Origin of the sequence: Achromobacter sp. HZ34 (assembly GCF_002209485.1) — a bacterium.
Lineage (GTDB): Bacteria > Pseudomonadota > Gammaproteobacteria > Burkholderiales > Burkholderiaceae_B > Bordetella_C.
In genome coordinates, this window is sequence record NZ_NJIX01000001.1 from 452152 (window position 1) to 476266 (window position 24115).

Sequence of the window (24115 nt, forward strand, 5' to 3'; positions counted from 1 at the left end):
GGTCAGCAGGCCCTGGCCTGCTTGCGCAGCGTGATCGGAATTGATTTGGCGGCGGGCACCTTGCTCTCCTTGGCGTGATGCCACAGGGGAATCAGCGGATTGCACTCCGGGTAGTACCCCCAGGCGCAACCGGCCGGAATGTCGAACGCGCGGATCTCCAGGCCCGCAACCTCGCGCGCATAGCCGTCATGCGCCACCGTGCAGGCGGTCACCACATCCTTTTCCGCCAGGCCCAGCCGCAGCATGTCGTCAGCATTGAGCATGATCACCTTGCGGGTGCCCTTGATGCCGCGGAAGCGGTCGTCCAGGGAATAGATCGTGGTATTGAACTGGCTGTCGCCCCTCGTGGTCATCAAACGCAGGACATCGCCGCCGTGTTCCGGCATGTCGGCGTCTTCGTCGTAGGTCTCCGGCACGATGAAGTTGGCCTTGCCCGTCTCCGTTTTCCACTTGCGCTCGCTGGCGGCCAGGGGGCGGTGGAAACCACCCGGGTTCCACATGCGCGCATTGAAATCCTTGAAGATGTCCGGATAGGTCGCCTCGATGGCGTCGCGCACCCGTGCGTAGTCGGCGATCCATCCATCCCAATCGACACCCCCCCGTTCGCCCACGGTGGCCTTGGCCAATCCGGCCACGATCGCCGGCTCCGACAGCAGCCGATCGCTGGTGGGTTCGCTGCGGCCCCTGGAGCCGTGGAAACAGCCGGTGCTGTCTTCCACCGATACGGCCTGCTCGCCGCCCGCTTGCCTGTCGATCTCGATACGGCTGAGGCAGGGCAGCAGGTAGGAAACCCGGCCGTGCAGCAGGTGGCTGCGATTGAGCTTGGTCGCCACCGACACGGTCAGGTCCAGCGTCGACCAGGCCGGCTCCATGCGTGCATGATCCGGGGTGGCGCGGGCGAAATTGCCGCCCAGGCCGATGAACGCCTTCACCCGTCCATCCAGGATGCCTTCGCAGGCCTCCACGGTGTTCATACCCTTCTTGGTGGGGGAATCGAAGTGGTACAGCGCTTTCAGCTTGTCGGCGGGCACCTGCTGCGGTTTCTCCGTGATGCCGACGGTGCGTTGCCCCTGCACATTGGAATGGCCGCGGATCGGGCAGACCCCTGCGCCCGGCTTGCCGATATTGCCTTTCAGCAGCAACAGGTTGGAAACCATCTGCACGTTGAGCACGCCGTTGCGATGCTGGGTCAGGCCCATGCCATACAGCACCATCGCGGCCTTGGCCTGCGCGTACACACGGCCCGCCGACTCCAGCGCGGCGCGGGTCAGGCCGGCGTGGCGCTCGATCTGGTCCCATGAAGCGCTGCGCATGGCATCGGCAAAGTCTTCGTAGCCATGGGTGTGCTCCGCGATGAAGGCATGATCCAGCACGGCCGCGTTGCCTTGCGCCTGCGCCCGGTCATCTTCCTCGATCAGGTATTTGCAAAGGCCCACCAGCGCCGCCGTGTCGCCGCCCACCTTGATCTGGTGGTACTGCGTGCTGATCTGCGTCTTCTTGCCGGTCACCATCTCCATCGGCGCCTGCGGATTACGGAAGGCAACGAGGCCCGGCTCGCGCAGGGGATTGAAGGTAACGATGGGCACGTCGCGCTGCTCGCGCGCATCCTGCAACTGATGCAGCATGCGCGGCGCGTTGGTGCCCGTGTTGTGGCCGAAGAAGAACATGCAGTCGGTATGCTCGAAGTCCTCCAGCGTGACGGTGCCCACGGGCACGCCTATGGTCTTGGGCAGGCCGACGGAGGTGCTCTCATGGCACATATTGGAGCTGTCGGGCAGATTGTTGGTGCCGTACAGCCGCGCGAACAGCGCGTACATGTAGGAAGTCTCCAAGGATGCACGTCCGGAGGCATAGAACACCACCGAGTCGGGCTCCAATGACCGCAGGCGCCCGCCGATGTCATCGAAGGCCGCTTGCCAGGCGATCTCCTCGTATTTGTCGGTGCCGGCGTTCCAGCGCATGGGCGCGGTCAGGCGGCCGATCTTTTCGAGGTCGTGATCGCTCCATTGCAGGAGATCGGCACAGGTGTGCTCGGCGAAGAATTCCGGCGTGACGGTCTTGGTGGTGATGTCCCATGCCGTGGCCTTCGCGCCGTTCTCGCAGAACTCCAGCGGGTGCGGGTGCCCCGGCTTGGCCCACGAGCAGCTGACGCACATGAAGCCGTCCGGCTTGTTCTGATGAGTAAGCAGGGCGGAGCCATGCAAGAGCACATGCTCCCGGACCAGGATGCCGGCCACGGCCCTGGCTGAACCCCAGCCGCCGGCGGTGGCGCTGGGGGACTTCTCGATTGGTGCGCTCATTGTGACTCGCTTTCTTGTAAGGCCGCTTTAGCGCGGCTGTAATAGCGAGTCGGCAAAGCGCAAAACCTATGCCTGCGGCATGCCGTCGATGCCCCCGGCGCGAAGTCATGCCCGCACAGCTTCCCCCGCACGCGCCGCCAGGGCCTGCTTCAGGCGCTGGAAGGCGGTCAAGCCGAGCTGGACCGGCGCACAGCCCTGCGTGAACTCGACCTGGCGGTGATCGCCGCTGCTCACGCGGGCGACGTGATCCAGGTTGATGATGAGCGAGCGCGACGCCTGGAAGAAGGGCGGCATGGGCAACCGTGGCAGCAGGCCGGACATCGTGGCCAGCATCATCTCGCTGCTGCCGTCCGTGCAGCACAGCTGCACGTAATCGCCCTGGGCCAGCACCACGCTGAGGTCCTGCAGCCGGATGGGCCGCGTCGCCTGGCGCCCGCGCACCACCAGGTAAGCCGGTGCCGGCCGCGCGGCGGCCTGCTTGCGCAACCGCGATAGCGCCTGCTCCAGCCGCGGCGCGCCCACCGGCTTGAGCAGATAATCCAGTGCCTCGACATCGAAGGCGCGCGGTGCATGGTCGGTATGGGCGGTGACGAAGACCACCCCGATCTGCGGATCCAGTCCCTGCAGCAGATCGAACCCCGTGCCCTGGGTCAGTTCGACGTCGAGGAACAGGCCATGGGGCGACTCCTGCTCGATCAGCGCACGCGCTTGTTCAAGGTTCGCGGCTTCGCCGACGATCTGCACGTCCGCATAGGCTTCCAGCAGGCGCCGCAAATAGCGCCGCGCCGGCGTCTCGTCGTCGATGATGGCTACGCGAAGCACGATGTTCCTTGTATGTATAACGTTGCGACAGTGCGCTCGGCGCGCTGTTCCAGCGAGAAACGATGGCGGCCGGGGTAATGCAGCGCCAGCCGCTGGCTGAGGTTGCTCAAGCCGACGCCGCTATGCGGCGGATCGAAAGGCCGGTCCAGCTGGCCGGGGTTGTCCAGTTCTATGGTCAGGGCGTCGGCTTCGCGCCGGGCGCGGATATGGATGCGAAATGGCGTGTCCTCGTCCAACTTGCCATGCTTGATGGCGTTCTCCGCAAGCCCTTGCAGGGTCATGTGCGGGATCCCCATATCCAGCGCCGCGGGATCGATATCGAGGTGATATTTGAAGCGGTCATCGAAGCGCAGGGCCTGGATGCCCAGGTACGTCTCCACCGCGCCCAACTCGTCGCGCAGGGCGCAGATCGCGTTGTTGCGCTGGCTCAGCGAATAGCGCAGATAGGCGGCCAGGCGCCGGGTCATTTCCTCCGCGATAACGGGACGGTCATGGATTTCCGCGACGATGGTGTTGAGCGAATTGAACAGGAAATGCGGCTCGATCTGCAGATGCAGATGTTCCAGCTCCAGCTGCAGGGCGCGGGTCTGCGCCCGCAAGGCCCGCAGGCGCTCGGCGCGCGCTTTCATCTCCGCGCGAGCGGCGAAATAAACCAGGGTCCAGATGCAGAACACGCCCAGGAAATAGATGAAAGCCATCGGCACGCGGTTGCGCAGCGCGTAGGGCGCGTAATCGGGTACCAGGGCGTTCTGGGTCTCGACGCCCAGTTTCGCCATCAGGGCCGAGGCGCCCACGCACAGCAAGGCCGCGCAGACGGCGGTCTGCACGCGATTGGCGCCGGGGTGACGCGCATGCAGCAGGGCGGCCGTGCTTGTCAGCCCGAACCCCAGCGTATCCATCAGCAGGGTCAGCACCCAGGCCACCATGGCGCTGCCATAGGCGACATACCGGATGCAAAAGCCGAGCGCCGCCAGCATGAGCCACGCGGCGATCTGCACGCGCCAGAAGAGGATGGGGCCCTCGGCATCTTGCAGCGGAGTCGTTCCGCGGGGCGTGGTTCCCCTCATGTCCTTACAGCCAAAGCACGCTCCACCAAAGATCCTGCTCATCAGCAGGAAGATATAACTGCTTTTTTTTCAGATCGTAATACTCTGCGTCGGTTTCCTGATGATACAGTTTTCTCCCCGACCAGCCCCTGGCTGGCCAAGGCTGCCCATTACCTGCCGACGCATGCCAAGGATTGTGTATTAGATGGATCGAATCACGCCGCCGACCGCCGAGTCCCTGACCGATGCACCCTTTTTCCTGGCCGGTGGCGGCGAGATGGGCGCCTTGATACGTTCCCACGACTGGTCCTCCACTCGGCTAGGGCCGCCGGCCCAGTGGCCGCAGAGCCTGAAGACCGCCATCCGCATCATGCTGACCTCGCGCCAGCCCATCTGGATAGGCTGGGGCGCAGACCTGATCTTCTTCTACAACGATCCCTACAAGAGCATCATCGGCGGCAAGCATCCGGCGGCCCTGGGCCAGCCGACCATCGAGGTCTGGCAGGAAATCTGGGAGGACATCGGCCCGCTGCTGGACACGGCGATGTCCGGGACCGAAGGGACCTACGTCGAGAAGAAATTCCTGCTGATGGAGCGCAACGGCTATCCGGAGGAGACGTACTACACCTTTTCCTACAGCCCCATCCCGGCCGACGATTACGGCGCGGGCGGCATCATCTGTGCCAACAGCGACGATACGGCGGCCGTGGTGGGCGATCGGCAGGTCAGGCTGCTGCGCGAACTGGCCTCCGTGGCGACCCAGGCGCTGAGCTGGGACGAGGCGTGCCGGCTCAGCATGCGCGCCCTGTCCTTGAATCCGCACGACCTGCCGTTCGCCTTGCTCTACGTGGCCGCGCCGGAAAGCGGCAACGCGTCCCTGGTGGGCGGCTGCGGTTTCGAACGAGAGGGCCATCCCGCGGCGCCGCCGGTCCTGGGTGCCGATGAGACTGGCGTGTGGCCCATTGCCGACGTGCTGCGGCGCCAGGACGCCATCGTGCTGGAAAACCTGCCCGAGCGCTTTGCGACGGCAGCCGGCTCCGCGGAACTTCCGCGCGGCCCCTGGCGCCACACACCGACACGCGCCATCCTGATGCCGATCGCGCCGTCTGGCGACACGGGCCCGGCTGGCGTGCTCATCGTCGGCTTGAATCCCTATCGCCTGCTCGATGAAGGCTACCGCGGCTTCCTGAACCTGGCCGCCGGCCAGATCAGCGCCGCCATTGCCCACGCGCATGCGTACGAGGAAGAACGCCGCCGGGCGGAAGCGCTGGCCGAAATCGACCGCGCCAAGACGACGTTCTTCTCCAACATCAGCCACGAATTCCGCACGCCGTTGACCCTGATGCTGGGGCCGCTGGAAGAAATGCTGCAGCGCGCGGCCGACAACGACGGCCAGCGCCAACTGCTGGAGCTGACGTATCGCAACGGCCTGCGCCTGCTCAAGCTGGTCAACAGCCTGTTGGATTTTTCCCGCATAGAAGCAGGCCGGGTGCAGGCCCGCTACGAGCCCACCGACCTGGCGGCGCTGACCACGGAGTTGGCCTCGCTGTTCCGGTCCGCCACCGACAGGGCCGGCCTGGCGCTGATTGTCGATTGTCCATCCCTGCAGGAACCGGTCTACGTGGACCGGGAAATGTGGGAAAAGATCGTCCTGAACCTGCTGTCCAATGCGTTCAAGTTCACCTTCGAAGGCCAGATCCGCATCGCGCTGGAGCGGTCGGCGGACGGCCGTTCGGCGCGCATGTCCGTCACCGATACCGGCATCGGCATCGCCGAACACGAGTTGCCACACGTCTTCACCCGCTTTCGCCGCGTCAGCGGGGCGGTTGGCCGCAGCATCGAGGGCAGCGGCATCGGCCTGGCCCTGGTGCAGGAACTGGTACGCCTGCTGGGCGGCACCATCGCTGCCGAGAGCACTTTGGGCCTGGGCACGGCTTTCGTCGTCACGCTACCGCTGGGCAACGCGCATCTATCCTCTGATACGGTGATCAGCAGCCCCCCGCGCGCCGGTGCCAGTGTCGCTGCCCAGGCTTTCATCGCCGATGCCATGCGGTGGGTGCCCGGCCACGAGCAGGCCGGCGGCGCCGTTCCCGAGTTGTCTTCGGTGCTGGATACAGGCGCCGCCGGCAAAACCGTGCTGGCGGAAGAAGTGCTGGTGGTCGACGACAACGCCGATTTGCGCGAGTACGTCGGCCGCATCCTGACCAGCGCGGGCTATGGCGTCACGGTGGCCATGGACGGCTACGAGGCGCTGGCGGCCGCGCGCATGCACCCGCCGGGGCTAATCCTGTCGGACATCATGATGCCCGGCCTGGATGGCTTCGGCTTGCTCAACGCCGTACGCGCCGACGAGGGGCTGCGCGAGGTTCCGGTACTGCTGATGTCCGCCCGCGCCGGCGAAGAATCGCGGGTGGAGGGCTTGAGCGCAGGCGCCGACGACTACCTGACCAAGCCTTTTTCGGCGCGTGAGTTGCTGGCGCGGGTGGCCAGCAACCTGCAGATGTACCGCTTGCGCCAGGAAGCCGCGCGCAAGATCAGGGAAGATGCCCGGGTCCTGGAGACCCTGAACAAGGTCGGCATCACCATCGCGGCGGAACTTGATCTGAGCCGGGCCGTGCAGGTGATCACCGATGCGGCGACGGAGCTGACGGGCGCCGCCTTCGGGGCTTTCTTCTACAACGTTCTCGACAAGGAAGGCGGGCGCTACACGCTCTACACCCTGTCGGGCGCGCCACGCAGCGCCTTCGAAAAATTCCCCATGCCGCGCAACACGGCCGTGTTCGGTCCCACCTTCGCGGGTGAAGGCGTCGTGCGTTCGGATGACATCACCAAGGATCCGCGCTACGGCCTGAACGCGCCGCGGCGCGGCATGCCGGAAGGGCATCTGCCGGTCTGCAGCTATCTGGCGGTGCCGGTGGTGTCGCGCAGCGGCGAGGTGCTGGGCGGCCTGTTCCTGGGCCATCCCCAGCCAGCGGTCTTCACCGATGCCGCCGAACGCCTGGCGGTGGGTATCGCCGCGCAAGCCTCGATCGCCATCGACAACGCTCACCTGTATCAGGCAGCGCAGTCCGAGATCGCGCAGCGTACCGCGGCGCAGTCAGCCCTGCACGAACTGAACGAGAACCTGGAGCTGCGGGTGACCGAAGCCATGGCCGAACGGGACCGCTTGTGGGAACTGAGCGAAGACCTGTTGGCCGTGGGAGATTTCGACGGCAAGCTTCTGCGAGTCAGCCCATCATGGACCCGGGTCCTGGGCCATCCGCGCGGCGAGCTGATGGCCGGCCATTACGCGGCCTTGATCCACCCGGACGACCGCGCGGCGGCCTGGCGTGCGGTCCATGCCTTGCGCGAACATGGCCGCCCGGTGTCTTACGAAGGCCGCATGCTGACCGCGGCGGGCGCCTGGCGCTGGATCGCCTGGACCTTGTCCGCCGATCCCGAACGCAAGGGTGTGCATGGCGTGGGCCGCGACGTCACCGCGGACAAGGAAGCCGCCGAGGCGCTGCGCCAGGCGGAAGAGGCGCTGCGCATGGCGCAGAAAATGGAAGCGGTCGGCAAGCTGACGGGCGGCGTGGCGCATGACTTCAACAACCTGCTGCAGGTGGTGGGCGGCAATCTGCAATTGCTGGCGCGCGAGGTGCAGGGCAGCGAGCGGGCCGAGAAGCGGGTGCGCAATGCCCTCGATGGGGTTGCGCGGGGCGCCAAGCTGGCGTCCCAGTTGCTGGCATTCGGACGGCGCCAGCCGTTGGCGCCCAAGGTCGTCAACCTGGGCCGCTTCGTGCGCGGGCTGGACGACATGCTGCGGCGGGCGCTGGGCGATGCCATCGAAATCGAGACCATCGTGTCGGGTGGGTTGTGGAATACGCTGGTCGATCCTTTCCAGGTCGAAAACGCCTTGCTGAATCTGTCCATCAATGCGCGCGATGCCATGCTGGGGCATGGCAAGCTGACCATCGAGCTGGGCAATGCGGTGCTGGACGACGACTACGTCGCCCGCCACGGCGACGTCAAGGCGGGCCAGTACGTGATGGTGGCGGTGACCGACACAGGGGCCGGCATGAGCACCGAGATCCTGCAGCAGGTGTTCGAACCGTTCTTCACCACCAAGCCGGAAGGCCGGGGTACCGGCCTGGGGCTGAGCATGGTCTACGGCTTCGTCAAGCAGTCCAACGGCCATATCAAGATCTATAGCGAACCAGGGCACGGCACCACGGTGCGGCTGTATCTGCCGCGCGAGAAACAGGACGAGGATATCGTCGCCGAGGTGGACGCGGGGCCGATTGCAGGCGGCACCGAGACCATACTGGCGGTCGAGGACGACGAGGACGTGCGGGCCACGGTAGTCGACCTGCTGTCCGAACTGGGCTATCGCGTGTTGCGGGCCAAGGATGCGCAAAGCGCGCTGGCCATCGTCGAGAGCGGCATGGCCATCGACCTATTGTTCACCGACGTGGTCATGCCGGGCCCCTTGCGCAGCCCGGAGCTGGCGCGCAAGACGCGCGAGCGCCTGCCCGGTGTGGCGGTGCTGTTCACCTCGGGTTATACCGAGAACGCCATCATTCACGACGGCCGTCTGGACGACGGCATCGATCTTCTGAGCAAGCCCTACACGCGCGAGGCCATGGCGCGCAAGATCCGCCACGTGCTGCGCAACCAGCAGCAGCGCAATGCCGCGCAGGAAGCCCGGCAGGGGCGCCTGCCGTTGGCGGCGGGCGGGTTGGAGGGTTCTTCGGTGGACGGCCTGGGGGCCGGCTCGGCGGCTGGGCCAGAGCGCGGTTCCACGGCTGGGCCAGAACGCAGTTCAGCAGTCGGCGCAGGGCGCAGCGCAGCGCCCGGTTCAGCGGCCGGGCTGGCTGCCGGCCGTGCCACAGCGCAGCAGGCGGCGCGGTCATGGCGCATCCTGCTGGTGGAAGATGACGGCTTGATACTCATGACCACCACTGAAATGCTGGAGGCGCTGGGGCACCAGGTGGTTCCGGCCGCGGACGCGTCGGCTGCGCTAGCGGCGCTGGAAGCCAATCCTGTCGATGTGCTGATGACCGATATCGGTTTGCCGGAGGTGTCGGGCATCGAGCTGGCGGCCAGCGCGCGGACGCGCCAACCGGACTTGAAGGTGATTTTCGCGTCGGGGCATGACGCCGGCGCGGTGCCGGGCGAGGCGGCGGTAACCGGCGCCGTGCATCTGCTCAAGCCGTATAGCGCGGAAGACCTGGAGCGCGTGTTCGAGGCAATAGGCGAGGATCCCGCGCCGCCACAATGATGTGGTTTCCCACCACCTTGCCGGTCCTCGTTGCCGCGATGCTGCCAAATGCTACACCGGACGATTCCTGGGCATGACGCCGCGTCCGGCCTCCTGGCCGTTTCTTATTGGCCAGATTGCTGCCCGATCGCGTCGGCCCAGGGCGAGGTGATCTCGGTCGCGCCGAAATGCCGGCCCTGGCTGGCCATGACGGCCGAGGGGAAGGCATAGGCGTAGGGATAAAGGGTGGCCTGGGTCTGCACGGTGGGGAAGGCCGCAAGCAGCGCGTCGATCACGGCCGCCGGCAGCTTGCTGTTGGCGATCACCGTGCCGCTCCCGCTCATGTCGATGCGCGGCTGGCGGAAAGCATCTTCCAGCGTCATGCCGTATTCGCTGAGGAAGACGGACAACTGCATTACCGATCCCATGATCTTGCGGCCGCCCGACGCGCCCACGGCGAACCTGTTGCCCGCTGCGGTTTCGCCCACCACGGGGCAGACGTTCATCAGGCATTTCTTGCCGGGCGCCAGCGAGTTGGGGCGGCCCGGTTCCGGATCGAACCACATGATGCCGTTGTTCATCAGCAGCCCCGTCGACGGCGACACCACCTTCGAACCGAACGCGGACAGCAGCGTCTGCGTCACCGCGCACATATTGCCGTGGCGGTCGATCACGCAGAAATGGCTGGTGCAGGCGGGGGCCGTGGGCGAATCCAGGTCGCCCATCTGCGTCAGCCTTTGCTTGAACGCGTGATCCAGCGCGCGCGCCATCGCGACATAGGCTTCGGCGCCCGGCAGTGCGCCCCCGGTTGCCGGCTCCCGCAGGGCGGCCTGTAAATCGTCCAATGCCACTTTCAGGCTGGGACCCGCGGTGTATCCCGGCGGTGCGTGCAGACGGGCGCCGCGATAGGGAATGGTCAGGGGGTCTTCGATTCGGGTGCCCTGGGTGTGCAGATAGTTGCCCAGATCCTGTGCCGACAGGTAGCCGCCTTTGTCCTGGATATCGCGCGCCAAGGCCTGGGCGATATCGCCGGTATAGAACTCCGCCGCGCCCTTGTCGGCCAGCTGGGCCAGCGTCTGCGCCAGCTTGCCCTGGTCCAGCCGGCGCTCGGCCAAGGCCGTCCAGCCGCCCATGATGGGCCATTTGCCGTCATCGAGAAACAGCCCGGCCGCATGCGGATCCATGGCCAGTTCTCGCGTGCAGGACGCGATCAGCAAGCCCGCGTACCAGTCCACCAGCAGGCCCTGCCTGGCCATGCCTACGGCAGGCGCCAGCACGTCGCGCCACGGCAGGCGGCCGTAGCGGCTGTGCGCGAGGCCCATGCCGGCGACGGTACCCGGTACGGCGATGGCCTTGGGGCCGCGCACGTTGCGATCGTCCAGCACCGCCGGCCAGCCGAAGAACTCGCTGCGCGGGGCATCGGGCGCCAGGGGATAGGCGGCCGGGTCCAGCTCGGCGGGTGCATGCATGCCGAAGTTGATGGCGTAGGCGCGCTGTTCGTCCGCCCGCCAGATGACCATGGCGCCGCCACCGCCCGCGCCGCTCATCCAGGGTTCGGCCACCCCCAGGGCGAAGGAGGTTGCCACCGCGGCATCGACGGCGTCGCCGCCCGCGTCCAGCACCGCCACGCCAGCCAGTGCCGCGCGCCGGCTCTGCGACGCCACGATACCGCCGCGGCTCTCGACCATGGGCTTGTCGACCACCTGGGTGCGCGAAAGATTCTCCGTGCTGGCGGCGATGGAAGGGGCTTGTGGTTTATCCATGGTCTTCGCTCCGATTATCGGGCCGGCGCCGGCCCGCAGGATCCCCGCAGTGTGATGGCTTGCCGCGGCAATGCTTGTACCACTGCGGATTGCCTGCCGTGTTCAATCATATCCAACAAATAGGCCGCGGCGGCACGGCCCAGATCGATGAAAGGATAGCTGACCGCGGTCACGGGCGGTGTCAGCATGTCGGCGACAAAGGTGTCCAGCAGCGCCAGCACGGACATCTGCCGGGGCACGGCAATGCCGGCACGCGCCAATACTGAAAGTATGCCCGCCGCCACACTGACGTTGGCCGCGCACACCGCCGTCGGAATGGCTTGCTCCGGGCTCCTGGTGTTCAGCAGATGGGCCATGGCCGACTCGGCCTGGGCACGGCCGTAGTCGCATTCCACCACCAGCGACGGATCGAAGGGCAGGCCGGCTTGCGCCAGCCCCGCCTTGTAGCCTGCCAGCCGGGTGCGGCCCGTATAGTGTTCCAGGGGCCCGCTGACGTAGGCAATGCTGCGGTGGCCCAGGCCGGCGAGATGGCGCACCGCGTCCTGCGTGCCATGCTGGTAATCGACCATCACCTTGGGATCGTCGGCGCCGCGGTCGCGGTTGACCAGCACATAAGGGATGTTCCAGCGTCCCGGATCGAAGGCCGGTGCGGTTTGCAGGGTGGTGACCAGCAGGCCGTCGACCTGGTTGTCCTCCACCAGGCGGGCGTACAGATCCTGGTCCGGGAAGTCCTTGTCCGCGTAAGCGATCAGCAGGGAGTAGCCGCGTTCCAGCGCCACGCGCTGGGCGCCGCGTATGATGGCGCCGAACACCGGGTTGTCGATCTCCGGTATCACCAGCCCGACGGAAAAGGACTTGCGCGCCTGCAGGCTGCGGGCACGGGTATTGGGCCGGTAGGACAGCTCGCGCGCCAGTTCCAGCACGCGTTCGCGGGTCTCCGGCCGGATGGAAAGGGTTTTCTCGCCTATCAGGATGCGCGATACCGTCGACGTCGCCACGCCGGCGCGCGCGGCGATGTCGGCGAGCGTGGCGCGCCGCTGCGACGCATCCTGGTTCCGCTTCATGGGGCTTTTCCTGCGAGCTTGTCCACCGAGGGGACGGAGGACAGGAGTTTCTGTGTATAGGGGTGGCGCGGATTATCGATCACGCTGTCCGCGCTGCCTTCCTCCACGATCTTGCCCTTATACATGACGCAGATGCGATCCGCGATATGCGAGACGACGGCCAGGTCATGCGAGATGAAAAGATAGGCGACGCCCAACTGATCGCGCAGGTCGCACAGCAGATTGAGGATCGATGCCTGCACCGACACATCCAGCGCGGACACCGCCTCGTCGCACACGATGAAGCGCGGCCTGGTCGCCAGGGCACGGGCGATGCCGATGCGCTGCTTTTCGCCGCCGCTCATCTGGTGCGGGTATCGGTCCGCGTAGTGCGGGCCCAGGCGCACCAGGTCCAGCAGGGCCATGACCTGGCGTTGCGTCTCGGCCGTCGTCGTCGTCAGGCCGAACAGCTGCATGGGGCGCGCGAGTATCTCACGCACGGTCTTGCGTGGGTTGAGCGATGAGTCCGGGTTCTGGAACACCATCTGCGCGTCCTTCAGGATGGATCGCCGCATCCTGGCATCCGCGGTCACCAGGTTCCTGCCGTCGATGCGGATCTGGCCGGCCGTGGGATGGATCAGGTCGATCAGACAGCGGCCCAGGGTGGTCTTGCCGCAGCCGCTTTCGCCCACCAGGCCGACCACTTCGCCTGCGCCGACGCTTAGCGATACCCCATCGACTGCCTTGAACACCTTGGCCTCATCGGATGCGCCGCCAGAGCGGCCGCCCAACAGGCGTGGCAAGCGCAGGCGCCAGCCGCCCGTTTGGAACGCGCGTTCCAGGCCCTGCACCGTGACCATGGGCCTGGCTTGCGACCTGGTGCCCGTTGCATTCGCGTTTGCGTTCGCGACGGTGTTCGCGGCAGGGGCAGGAGCACGGGCAGTGCCATCGGCATGGTTTTCACCGGTGACTTCCGGCTGTGCGGCAGGCCACGACCGTCCGGCCAGGTCTTGCGCACGCCAGCAGCGGGCGGCATGCCCAGGTCCCTGTGTTTCCATGATCTGCAACGTCGCGCAATGCTCACCCTGCACGAACGCGCAGCGGTCGGCAAAAACGCAGCCTTGCGGACGCGCCGTCGGATGCGGCAGGCGGCCAGGGATCGGCACCAGCCGCTTACGCCGCTCGCCTAGATGGGGCAGGGCGGCCAGCAGCCCCTTCGTATAAGGGTGGCGCGGATCCGCCAGCACCTGGGCAGTGGCGCCATGCTCCAGGACTTCCCCCGCGTACAGCACGCAGACCTCATCGCATATCCTGGCGATGACGCCCAGGTTGTGGCTGATGAACAGCATGGACAGCTTGCGGGTGACCCGCAATTGCGCCAGCAGGTCCAGGATCTGCGACTCGACGGTGACGTCCAGGGCGGTGGTCGGTTCGTCCAGGATCAACAGTTCCGGGTCGCACGCCAGCGCCGCCGCGATCAGGGCGCGTTGCTTCATGCCCCCGGACAGCTGGTGCGGATAGCTGCGCATCATCTTGTCGGGATCGGCGATGCCGACCTCGCGCAGCAGGCGCAGGCATTCGGCATCCGCATCCGCCGTGCTGAAGCCGCGATGCACCACCAGCGCCTCGCGAATCTGGTGCCCCACCAGCAAGGAAGGATTGAGGCTGGTGAAGGGATCCTGGAAGACGATGCTGATCACGCTGGCGCGCAGCTTGCGTCTTTCCTCTTCCGACATCGCGTAGATGTCCCGGCCCTTGAACAGGATGGCGCCATCGCGGATGCGTGCTTCCTTGTCGGGCAGCCCCAAGGCAGCCAGGGCCACGGTGCTTTTGCCGGAACCCGATTCGCCCACCAGGCCTACCGCGCGGCCGGGCGCGATATCCACACTGACGTTGCGCAGCGCCTGGATGGGCGTCGCCCCACCCACGAAGTCGATGCAGAGATTGCGTATCGACAGCAAGGGATCGCTCATGCCCGGCTCCGGTGCAGGCGAGGATCCAGCCGCTCGCGCAAGCCGTCGCCGATCAGGTTGATGGCCATCACCGTGATGCACAGGGCGATGCCCGGGGCACAGGCGATCCACGGCGCGGAGCCGATGAAGGGGCGGGCCTCGGCGATCATCAAGCCCCAGTCCGACGCGGGCGGTTGCACGCCCAGGCCCAGGAAACTGAGCGCGGCGCCAAGCAGGATGGCGAAGGTCACGCGCAACGATGACTCGACGATGATGGCGGGCCAGGCATTGGGCAGGATCTCTGAAAACAGGATGTAGGAATTGCGCTCGGCGCGCGCCCGCGCCGACTGCACGTATTCCTCGCCACAGACTTCCAGCGTCACGCTGCGGGTCAGCCGCACCATGATGGGCACATAGACCAGGCCGACGGCGAGCGTGGTCTTCCACAGGCTGGGGCTGGTGATGGACAGGATCAGCAAGCCCAGGATGACCGGCGGCACGGAGATCATCACGTCCACGGCGCGCATGATGACGTCGTCCACACGGCCTTTGAAATAGCCCGCCGACAGCCCCAGCGGTACGCCCACCAGGATGCTGAACAGCGTTGCCCCAAAACCCATGGCCAGCGAAGAGCGCGCACCGTTGAGCACGCGGCTCAGCACGTCGCGGCCGAACTCGTCGGTGCCCAGCCAATGGACGGCGTTGGGCGCGGCCAGGCGTTGTTCCAGGGAGGTGGCGTCCATGGGGAAGGGCGACAGGCTGGGGCCGATCACAGCCACCAGGATGACCAGCAGCAGCAGTCCCAGGCCGAAATTCAGTCCGAAACCCAGGCCGCTGATCTTGCGGGTTCCGCGCGGCTTACGCATGGCTGGCGCCGCCGTAGCGGATCTTGGGATTGAGGAAGGCATAGAGCAGGTCCGCCGCCACATTGGCCAGGGCATAGACAAAGGTCACCACCATCATGGACGCCTGCAGCAGGGGCAGGTCCATATGCTGGATGGCGTACATCAGGGTGCGGCCCAGGCCGGGATACGAGAAGATGGTCTCCGCCACGACGACGCCGCCCATCAGGACACCGACGTCGATCGCCAGCACCGTGATGGCCGGCAGCAGGGCGTTGCGCAAGGCATGATGCCGTACCACCCGCCGCTCGGAAAACCCGCGCGCCCGCGCCACGCGGATGTACTGGCTGTTCATCACGTCGATCACGCTGGAGCGGGTAAGGCGGGACACGTGCGCGATCAAGCCGGCCACCAGGGTGAAGACGGGCAGGATGAGATGGCGCAGCCAGTTCCAGACGCCGTCGTCCAGGCTGGCATAGCCGGTAGCGGGCAGGATGCGCAGATAGCCGGCGAACAGCATGATCACCACGATGGCCCAGAAGAACTCGGGTATCGCGATGTTCACGTAGGTGACCATGGAAATCGCCTGGTCCGACCGGGAGCCCCGGCGGATGCCGGTATACACGCCCAGGCCGATGCCGATGATGGCCACCAGCACGATTGAGATACCGGCCAGCAGCGCCGACCGGCCCACGGCACCCCGGATCACTTCGGCCACCGGCTGGTTCATGGACAGGGAATTACCCATGTCTCCGTGCAGCATGGCCGATGCCCACCGCAGATACTGCACGTACCAGGGGTCGTTCAGGCCCATCTGGTTTTCCAGCGTGGCGATGTCCTCCGGCGAGGCAAAGTCGCCCAGGATCAGGTGGGCGATATTGCCCGGCATGATCTGGGTGATGAGGAATATCAGCAGCGACATGACTGCCACGATGGCGACCACATGCAGCAGCCGCTTGATGACGTATTCCAGCATCGGCGTTCCCTTGTTCGGCTTGCCGCGTCACTCGAAGTGGGCGGAGCGCAAATCCATCCAGGAGTAGGGATGGGTATGGTAGCCCTTCAAGGAAGACGGATAGGCCGTGACGAAGTTGATCGTGTACATCACCACGCCCGGCACGTCCTCGACGGCATACTGCTGGAAGGTCTTGTACAGCGCGTCCTGCTTCCCGGGGTCGGTTTCCATGCGCGCCTTGTCCAGCACATCATCGATGCGCTGGCTCTTGAAGTGCCACATCTGCCGGTTCCACGAACCCGAGCTGTGATACCAGGGATAGGTTGCGGTATCCAGAGTGGGGCGGGCCAGGTAGCCATCCATGTAGAACGGCGACTTGCCGGCGATGGTGGCGCCCCAGCGGCTGTAGGGCACCCGTTCCAGCTTCACGTTGACGCCAATTTCCTTCAGCATCTGCTGCAGCGCCACCGCGGCGCGTTCGCGCGTGGGCCGGCCGACGGGCACGTTGAGGGTGATGGAGAAGCCCTTGGGATAGCCGGCTTCGGCCAGCAGCTTGCGGGCGCCATCGAGGTCGGGCTTGAAGGAAATGTCCTTGTTGAAGGCGGCGCTGTTGGGCGGCACGGGCGTATGGGTGGGCGCCCCCGAGCCGAACAGGGCGAACTGCACCAGCTGCGGCTTGTCGACGGCCAGTTCGAAAGCGCGCCGTACCCGCACGTCGCTGAAGGGCTTGACCTCATTGTTCAAGACGAAGCCATCCCAAGTGGAGGTCGCGGCCTCGTCCACCACGATATTGGACAGGCCCTTCAATTCCTTGATGGACTCCAGCGGCACGTTCCACAGGATATCGACATCGCCCGCGGACAAGGCAGCCACCTTGGCGGCGTCCTCGGGAATGATGCGCAAGGTGACCTTGTCGAGCTTCGGCAGCCCCGGTTCCCAATAGTTCGGGTTCTTCTTCACCACCAGGCGGTCGCCCGGCGTGTAGCTATCCAGCATGAAGGGGCCCGTGCCCACCGGCTTTTTCATCAGGTCCTCGGCGCTATGGCCGTCGGGCACGATTTTCAGCTGCCGTTCGATCAGCATATTGGGCCAGGCCCCGTAGGGTTCCTTCAGCACGAACTTGACCGTATGGTCGTCGGGCGTCTCGATGTGGTCCACCATCTCCGCGGTGGAGCGGGCGCGCGATGCCAGCGCCGGGTCGGCCAGCAGGGCGAAGGTGTGGGTGACATCGGCGGCGACGAAAGGCTTGCCGTCGGAGAACTTCACGCCGGGGCGCAGCTTGAAGGTCCATTGCTTCGCGCTGGCGTCCGAACTCCAGCTTTCCGCCAGTTCGGGCACCAGCTGCAGCTTCTCGTCGATGCCGACCAGGCCGTTGTAGACCAGCATCCCGAAGTTGTAGTCCTCCGCCGCGACGCCGCGGCCGGGATAGAGGAAGTTGACGTTCGAATTGATCGTGGCGACCAGTTCGGTCTTGGGCGCGGCATGCGCCGTCAGTGCAACGGCGAAGGGCAGGCACACGGCCGCGCACACGCTCGCGATACGAAGAACGACTTTCATGGTGGCGGTTCCTCTTATCCCTTTATTGAGCCTTGGTTCGTTCCGTGGCGAAGCGCGCGATGACCTTGGCCAGCTCGCCCAGGTGCTGCCTGACCGTGCCGAAGTCCTTGCTGCGCTCGAAGGTGTCTTCGTTCATGTACAGCCCGCGCTTGATTTCGATCTGCACGCTGTGGATGCCGGCCGCGGGCTGGGCATGCTTGCGCACGGACTCGGCGCCGGCATAGTGGAAGTTCTTGGTGACCCGGTAGCCGAAGCCGCCCAGCGTGGCCACGATCAGTTCGCTCAGGGCCGGGTCGCAGGTGCTGCCGTTGCGATCGCCGATATCGAAATCGGAACGGGGCTTGCCGCGGTCCAGCGTGGACGGGCCGCCGACGGAGGCCATGCTGTGGCAGCTGATGTGGTAAGCACCGCCGAACAGCTTCTTGCGTTCGGCCAGCATGGCGGCCAGTTCGTTGTGGTACGGCCAGTAGTACTGGTCCAGCCGCCGTTGGACGTCCGCCACGCTAAGGGGTTTGTCGTAGATCGGCACGCCGCGCTTGCCGCACTTGGAGTGGATCAGGCCGATGCCCAGGCGCGATTTCTCGGTGGTTTCCAGCGTGCCCGGCCAGGGGCCGTCCAGCAGGTCGGGATCGATGTCGCCCTCGTGGCGGTTGGCATCGATATACATATTGGGGAAGGTGGCCGCCAGCCAGCCGGCGCCGCTATCCACGACATCCGTGTAGAGATCGGGCACGTGCATGGACACGGATTGGTGCAGGTCCAGGAAAGGCGCGGCGGGCGCGAATTCGCAGGGGTACCAGGTGCCGCTGCGTGGGATGTCGAAAACCACGGGGACGCCGGCGCCGTTCGGGTCGCGTCGCAAGAATACGCCAGGGTTGACTTTCATGGCTGCTGAAACTCCGTAGGGCAAGTGTCCAGGAAAACGTTTTCCTGCCGCAGATTCTGCGCGCAGTGCCCGCCAGGGTCAATACATTGGCCAGTTCGGATAAACCCTAGTCGCTGCGGCGCTTCAGCGCTGCCGCGCGTCACGGAAGCCCACTAGAATGGCAGTGGATGTTTGACGAGGATGATCCGTGTACGCCACGACGATGGGCAGTGTTCGCCACGTATTCGACGGACTGAAGGAAGTGATGGCCAGGGCCACGCCGCTGCGCAGCGGCGACGTCCTGGCGGGGGTTGCGGCCCGTTCCAGCGAGGAACGCGTGGCCGCGCAGTATGTATTGGCGGATCTGCCGCTGAGCGAGTTCCTGAATGTGGCCCTGGTGCCGTATGAAACGGATGAAGTCACCCGGCTGATCGTCGATACGCACGATGCGCGGGCTTTCGCCCCCGTGTCGCACATGACGGTCGGTGAGTTTCGCAACTGGCTGCTGGCAGACACCACGGACACCGCGGCGCTGACCCAGGTTGGGCCCGGCCTGACGCCGGAGATGGTGGCGGCCGTCAGCAAGCTGATGCGCTTGCAGGACCTGATGCTGGTCACGGCGAAGTGCAGCGTGGTCACCCGCTTTCGTAATACGGTAGGCCTGCCGGGCCGGCTGTCGGTGCGCCTGCAGCCCAACCATCCCACCGACAGCGCGGCGGGCATCGCGGCGAGCATCCTGGACGGCTTGTTGCTGGGGGCGGGAGACGCGGTCATCGGCATCAATCCCGCCACGGACAGTCCGGCCATGGCCAGGGACCTGCTTTGCCGGCTGGACGAGGTGCGCGAACGCCTGGAGATACCCACCCAGAGTTGCGTGCTGACCCACGTGACGACGGGCATCGCCCTGATCGAACGGGGCACGCCCGTGGACCTGGTGTTCCAGTCTGTCGCCGGCACCGAAGGCGCCAATCGGGGCTTCGGCATCGACCTGGCGCTGCTGGCCGAAGCCCGCGACGCCGCCTTGTCGCTGGCGCGCGGCACGGTGGGATCCAACGTGATGTATTTCGAGACGGGGCAGGGCAGCGCGCTGTCGGCCGGCCAGCATCACGGGGTCGACCAGCAGACGCTGGAGGCGCGCGCCTATGCGGTGGCGCGAGCGTATGCGCCGTTCCTGGTCAATAGCGTGGTGGGCTTCATCGGGCCGGAGTATCTGTACGACGGCAAGCAGATCATGCGGGCCGCGCTGGAAGACCAGTTCTGCGGCAAGCTGCTGGGCGTGCCCATGGGCTGCGACGTCTGCTATACGAATCACGCGGAAGCGGACCAGGACGATATGGACGCCTTGCTGACGCTGCTGGTGGCGTCAGGGGTGAACTTCGTCATGGGCGTGCCGGGTGCGGATGACATCATGCTGGGCTACCAGAGCACGTCGTTCCACGACGCCCTGGCCATGCGCGAGCTGTTGGGCAAGCGGCCCGCGCCGGAGTTCGAGGCGTGGCTGGTCAAGCAGGGCCTGTGCGATGGCAACGGCCGGATAAGGCCGGTGACCTTGCCACCGGCGTTCGCCACCTTGCTCCCGGCAGCGTGAAGGGAGGCTTGCGATGAAAACCGAAGACAGGGTTCAGCACCTTGCTCCCGGCAGCATGAAGGGAGACCTGCGATGAAGATCGAAGATAGGGATGGCGCGGGAGAAGACGGCCAAAAGGGCAATGCCGCCGAGCTGCCCGACACCGCCACCACGGCGCCCTTGTGGCGGCGGCTGCGCCAATTGACGGCAGCGCGCATCGGCTTGCCGCGTTCTGGCGCGTCCCTGGCTACGGAGTCGCTGCTCGACTTCCGGCTGTCGCATGCGCGGGCGCGCGACGCCGTGCATGCCGCGCTGGACGTCGATGCCTTGCGCGCCGACCTGCTGCCGCTTGGGCTGCCGGTGCTGCAGTGCCGTAGCGAGGCCGCCGAGCGGCAACGCTATCTGCTGCGTCCCGACCTGGGCCGGCGGCTGGATGCCGATTCGCGCGAGCGATTGCTGTCTTGCGGACAACGGGGTCTTGATCTTTGCATCACCGTGGCCGATGGCTTGTCCGCCACGGCGGGACAGCAGCATGCCACGGCCTTGCTGGGCCATCTGGTACCGTTGTTGCGGGAGCAGGGGTGGTTGCTGGCGCCGCTGGTCCTGCTGGAACAAGGCCGCGTTGCCGCGGGCGACGACATCGGCGAGGCGCTGGACGTGAAGTGCATGGTCATCCTGGTGGGCGAACGCCCAGGGCTGTCATCGCCCGATTCGCTGGGTGCCTACATGACATGGATGCCCAAGGTGGGCCGCACGGACGCCGAGCGCAATTGCGTTTCCAACATCCGCCCGGAAGGCTTCCCCTTGGCCGAAGCCGCCCGCAAGATCGCCTGGCTGGCCGACCGCATGCGCACGGAAGGAGCCTCAGGCGTTCGCCTCAAGGACGAAGGCAGCTAAGGGGGCCCGATGGGGGTTCCCCCCATCATCAAAAAACTCTCTTCACAAGATCGCGATTAGGGTTTCTACGTATTTGCATACGTATGCAAGAATCCAAAACTGCCTCCCATTGCATGTCCACATAATCACTGTTGCAGGGCAGGAGACCCCCCATGATCCGCTACTTGAAGCGCGGCCGTACCGCCGCCGTGAAAACCGAAGACGATGCCAAGGTGCGCGCCACCGTCGAAGGCATCATCCGCGACATCGAAACCCGAGGCGATGACGCCGTCCGCGAATACAGCCGCAAGTTCGACCAGTGGGATCCCGCCGATTTCCGCCTGTCCCGCGCCGAAATCGAACAAGCCCGCAAGGCATTGTCGGCACGCGAAATCGAGGACATCGCCTTTGCCCAGGCCCAGATCCGCAACTTCGCCACCATCCAGCGCGAATCGATGCGCGACGTCGAAGTGGAAACCTACCCCGGCGTCGTTCTGGGCCATAAGCACGTGCCCGTGAACGCGGTGGGCTGCTATATCCCCGGCGGCAAATATCCCATGATCGCGTCAGCGCACATGAGCGTGCTGACGGCCAAGGTGGCGGGCGTCAACCGCGTCGTGTCCACGGCCCCGCCTTATCAAGGCAAGCCGCATCCCGCCATCGTCACGGCCATGGACATGGCCGGCGCTGACGAAATCCTGGTCCTGGGCGGCGTGCAGGCCGTGGTGGCAATGGCCGTGGGCACGCCCAGCGTGGCGCCCGTCGACATGCTGGTGGGGCCCGGCAATATGTTCGTGGCCGAAGCCAAGCGCCAGTTGTACGGCCGGGTGGGCATAGACCTGTTCGCCGGCCCGACGGAAACGCTGGTCATCGCCGACGACAGCGTGGATGGCGAATTGTGCGCCGTCGATCTGCTCGGGCAGGCCGAACACGGCCCCACTTCGCCGGCGATACTGCTGACCAATAGCGAAAAGCTGGCCTACGACACCATGGGCCAGATCGACCGCCAACTGGCGAAGTTGCCCACCGCCGCCATCGCTTCCAAGAGCTGGGCGGACTGTGGCGAAGTCATCGTCTGCGACACGCAGGAAGAAATGCTGAAGGTGGCCGATGAGCTGGCTTACGAGCACGTGCAGGTCATGACGCGCGACCCCGATTACTTCCTGAAGAACATGACCAACTACGGCGCGCTGTTCCTGGGCCCGCGCACCAACGTCAGCTTCGGCGACAAGGTGATCGGCACCAATCACACGCTGCCGACCAATCGCAATGCGCGCTACACGGGCGGGCTGTGGGTGGGCAAGTTCCTCAAGACCTGCACGTACCAGCGCGTGCTGACCGACAGTGCCAGTGCCGCCATCGGCGAATACTGCTCGCGCCTGTGCCATATGGAAAACTTCGCCGGCCATGGCGAGCAGGCCAATATCCGCGTGCGCCGCTATGGCAATCGGCCCGATCTGCCGTGGTACGAGCCGGTGGCCGCGGGAGCCAAGGCATGATCGCGCTGCCGCAGGGGCCGGACTTCGGCCTGCGGGGCCGCCGCGCCTTGGTGACGGGCGGCAGTGGCGGCATCGGCCTGGCCGCGGCTGCCGCGCTGGGCCGCGCGGGCGCGCATGTGACGGTGGCGGCGCGCCGGGGCGCCGAGCTGGAACAAGTGTGCGCGGCACTGCGGGCGGAGGATATCGCCTGTGCCGCGCAAGTGCTGGACGTCACTGATGCGGCCGCGGTCGACCGCGTCATCATGCAAGGCGAGGCCTACGACATCCTGGTCAACAATGCCGGCATGAACCGTCCCAAGCCGCTGGTGGAACTGGCCGACGAGGACATCGACGCGGTGTTCGACCTGAATGTGAAGGCGACGTTCTACACCAGCCGCGCGGTGGCGCGCCGTCTTCTGGCGGACGGGCGCCGCGGCTCCATCATCAACGTGTCCTCGCAGATGGGGCATGTGGGCAGTCCGCGCCGCACCGTGTATTGCGCCAGCAAGCATGCCCTGGAAGGCATGACACGGGCGCTGGCCTGGGAGGTGGGCGCGGCGGGTATCCGCGTCAATACCATTTGCCCCACCTTCATCGAGACCCCGATGACCGAACCCATGCTGGCGCAGCCGGGGTTTCGCGACTGGATCTGCGCGCGCAACGCGCTGGGCCGCGTGGGCCGGCTCGACGAGGTCATGGGCGCCATCGTGTTTCTTGCCAGCGACGCGTCCAGCCTGATGACGGGCAGCGCCTTGATGCTGGACGCGGGGTGGACGGCCGCATGAGAACCTCCCCGCGCGCCCAGGATGTGGCGGATCTGGCGGAGGTGTCGCAATCCGCCGTCAGCCGCACCTTCACACCTGGCGCCAGCGTGTCCGAGGAAACGCGGCGCAAGGTGCTGGCCGCCGCGCAGAAGCTGGGCTACCGGCCCAACGCGCTGGCACGCAGCCTGATCACGCGCCGCAGCCGCATCGTCGCCCTCGTGATGAGCTATCTGGAAAACCAGTTCTATCCGCTGGTCATCGAGAAGCTGTCGCAGAAGCTGCAGAAAGAGGGCTACCACGTGCTGATGTTCATCGCCGAGGTGGACGAGGCGGCCGATGGCGTGCTGGCGGAAATCCTGCAATACCAGGTGGACGGCATCGTCATGGCCTCGGCCATGTTGTCGCCGAACATCGCGCGCAGCTGTGCCGAGGTGGGCGTACCGGTGGTGCAGTTCAACCGGATCTCCATGCTGGGCGGCCTGGCGCGCCACGCCAGCAGCTCCGTCACGTCGGACAACCATGCCGGCGGGGCGTTGGCGGCGCAACTGCTGGTGCAGCGGGGCTACCGCCGCTTCGGCTTCCTGGCGGGGCTGCGGGATTCGTCCACCAGTATCGAGCGCGAGCGCGGCTTCCGTGATGCCCTGCGCCAGCTTGGCCACGAGGTACATCGCAGGGAGGCCGGCGATTACAACTTCGACCAGGCGCAGGCTGCCACCCGGCGCCTGTTCCAGCAGGACGCGGTAGATGCCTTGTTCGTCGCCAACGACCATATGGCCATCGCCGCGCTGGATGTATTGCGCCTGGAACTGAAGCTGCGCGTGCCGGAGGACGTGGGCGTGGTCGGCTTCGATGACGTACCACAGGCCGCGTGGGGGGCGTACCGGTTGACGACGGTGCGGCAGCCCCTCGAACTCATGGTCGATGCCACCGTCGGGCTGCTGCGCGAACAGATGCAGGCCGAGTTGCGGCCGCGTGACATCGTCGTGCCTTGCGTGATGGTCGAACGCGCCACGGTGAGGCCCGGGCAGGATCTTTCATAACCATAG

General features: G+C 66.0%; 16 protein-coding genes. 6 read left to right on the forward strand and 10 right to left on the reverse strand.

The window, feature by feature from the left end:
* Positions 1-2 precede the first annotated feature (2 nt).
* From CEY05_RS01900 to CEY05_RS01910, 3 genes are all read right to left on the reverse strand, one after another.
* Positions 3-2300, reverse strand: coding sequence for an FdhF/YdeP family oxidoreductase (locus CEY05_RS01900; protein ID WP_088595697.1), 2298 nt, complete (start codon positions 2298-2300; stop codon positions 3-5).
* A gap of 105 nt (positions 2301-2405) precedes the next feature.
* Positions 2406-3122, reverse strand: coding sequence for a LytTR family DNA-binding domain-containing protein (locus CEY05_RS01905; protein ID WP_088595698.1), 717 nt, complete (start codon positions 3120-3122; stop codon positions 2406-2408).
* Complete coding sequence (locus CEY05_RS01910) at positions 3110-4189, reverse strand: sensor histidine kinase (RefSeq protein WP_088595699.1); 1080 nt, start codon at positions 4187-4189, stop codon at positions 3110-3112. The genes CEY05_RS01905 and CEY05_RS01910 overlap by 13 nt, the downstream gene beginning before the upstream one ends.
* A 184-nt stretch (positions 4190-4373) precedes the next feature.
* Here CEY05_RS01910 and CEY05_RS01915 point away from each other — a divergent pair, with 184 nt between their 5' ends.
* On the forward strand, positions 4374-9428 hold the full coding sequence (locus CEY05_RS01915; protein WP_143220253.1) for a response regulator: 5055 nt from the start codon (positions 4374-4376) through the stop codon (positions 9426-9428).
* A gap of 104 nt (positions 9429-9532) precedes the next feature.
* Here the strand turns inward: CEY05_RS01915 and CEY05_RS01920 are convergent, their stop codons facing one another.
* The 7 genes from CEY05_RS01920 to CEY05_RS01950 are packed head-to-tail and all read right to left on the reverse strand — an operon-like array spanning position 9533 to position 18405.
* The gene (locus CEY05_RS01920; RefSeq protein WP_088595700.1) at positions 9533-11170 is read right to left on the reverse strand and encodes a gamma-glutamyltransferase; all 1638 of its coding nucleotides are present in this window, start codon (positions 11168-11170) and stop codon (positions 9533-9535) included.
* Between the two features lie 14 nt (positions 11171-11184).
* The gene (locus tag CEY05_RS01925) at positions 11185-12234 is read right to left on the reverse strand and encodes a LacI family DNA-binding transcriptional regulator (RefSeq protein WP_088595701.1); all 1050 of its coding nucleotides are present in this window, start codon (positions 12232-12234) and stop codon (positions 11185-11187) included.
* Positions 12231-14186 carry an ABC transporter ATP-binding protein gene (locus CEY05_RS01930; protein WP_088595702.1) on the reverse strand — a complete coding sequence of 652 codons (1956 nt, stop codon included), beginning with the start codon at positions 14184-14186 and terminating at the stop codon, positions 12231-12233. The genes CEY05_RS01925 and CEY05_RS01930 overlap by 4 nt, the downstream gene beginning before the upstream one ends.
* Positions 14183-15031: an ABC transporter permease gene (locus CEY05_RS01935; RefSeq protein WP_088595703.1), complete on the reverse strand. Its 849-nt coding sequence runs from the start codon at positions 15029-15031 to the stop codon at positions 14183-14185. Before CEY05_RS01935 ends, CEY05_RS01930 begins: the two co-directional genes overlap by 4 nt.
* Positions 15024-15983 carry an ABC transporter permease gene (locus CEY05_RS01940; protein WP_088595704.1) on the reverse strand — a complete coding sequence of 320 codons (960 nt, stop codon included), beginning with the start codon at positions 15981-15983 and terminating at the stop codon, positions 15024-15026. The genes CEY05_RS01935 and CEY05_RS01940 overlap by 8 nt, the downstream gene beginning before the upstream one ends.
* Positions 15984-16010: 27 nt before the next feature.
* Entirely contained in the window at positions 16011-17519 is a 1509-nt protein-coding gene (locus tag CEY05_RS01945; RefSeq protein ID WP_088595705.1) for an ABC transporter substrate-binding protein, read from the reverse strand.
* Positions 17520-17541: 22 nt separating this feature from the next.
* Positions 17542-18405, reverse strand: coding sequence for an N-formylglutamate amidohydrolase (locus CEY05_RS01950; RefSeq protein ID WP_088595706.1), 864 nt, complete (start codon positions 18403-18405; stop codon positions 17542-17544).
* A 202-nt stretch (positions 18406-18607) separates the two neighbouring features.
* Here CEY05_RS01950 and CEY05_RS01955 point away from each other — a divergent pair, with 202 nt between their 5' ends.
* The 5 genes from CEY05_RS01955 to CEY05_RS01975 all read left to right on the forward strand — a co-directional run bounded on the left by CEY05_RS01955 (position 18608) and on the right by CEY05_RS01975 (position 24109).
* The gene (locus tag CEY05_RS01955) at positions 18608-19972 is read left to right on the forward strand and encodes an ethanolamine ammonia-lyase subunit EutB (protein ID WP_088595707.1); all 1365 of its coding nucleotides are present in this window, start codon (positions 18608-18610) and stop codon (positions 19970-19972) included.
* 72 nt (positions 19973-20044) lie between these two features.
* Complete coding sequence (gene eutC, locus CEY05_RS01960; protein WP_088595708.1) at positions 20045-20848, forward strand: ethanolamine ammonia-lyase subunit EutC; 804 nt, start codon at positions 20045-20047, stop codon at positions 20846-20848.
* A 152-nt stretch (positions 20849-21000) separates the two neighbouring features.
* Positions 21001-22326 carry a histidinol dehydrogenase gene (gene hisD, locus CEY05_RS01965; protein WP_088595709.1) on the forward strand — a complete coding sequence of 442 codons (1326 nt, stop codon included), beginning with the start codon at positions 21001-21003 and terminating at the stop codon, positions 22324-22326.
* Positions 22323-23090: an SDR family NAD(P)-dependent oxidoreductase gene (locus CEY05_RS01970; protein ID WP_088595710.1), complete on the forward strand. Its 768-nt coding sequence runs from the start codon at positions 22323-22325 to the stop codon at positions 23088-23090. The genes hisD and CEY05_RS01970 overlap by 4 nt, the downstream gene beginning before the upstream one ends.
* A complete protein-coding gene (locus CEY05_RS01975) occupies positions 23087-24109 on the forward strand; it encodes a LacI family DNA-binding transcriptional regulator (protein WP_088595711.1) in 1023 nt (340 codons plus the stop codon). Before CEY05_RS01970 ends, CEY05_RS01975 begins: the two co-directional genes overlap by 4 nt.
* Positions 24110-24115 lie beyond the last annotated feature (6 nt).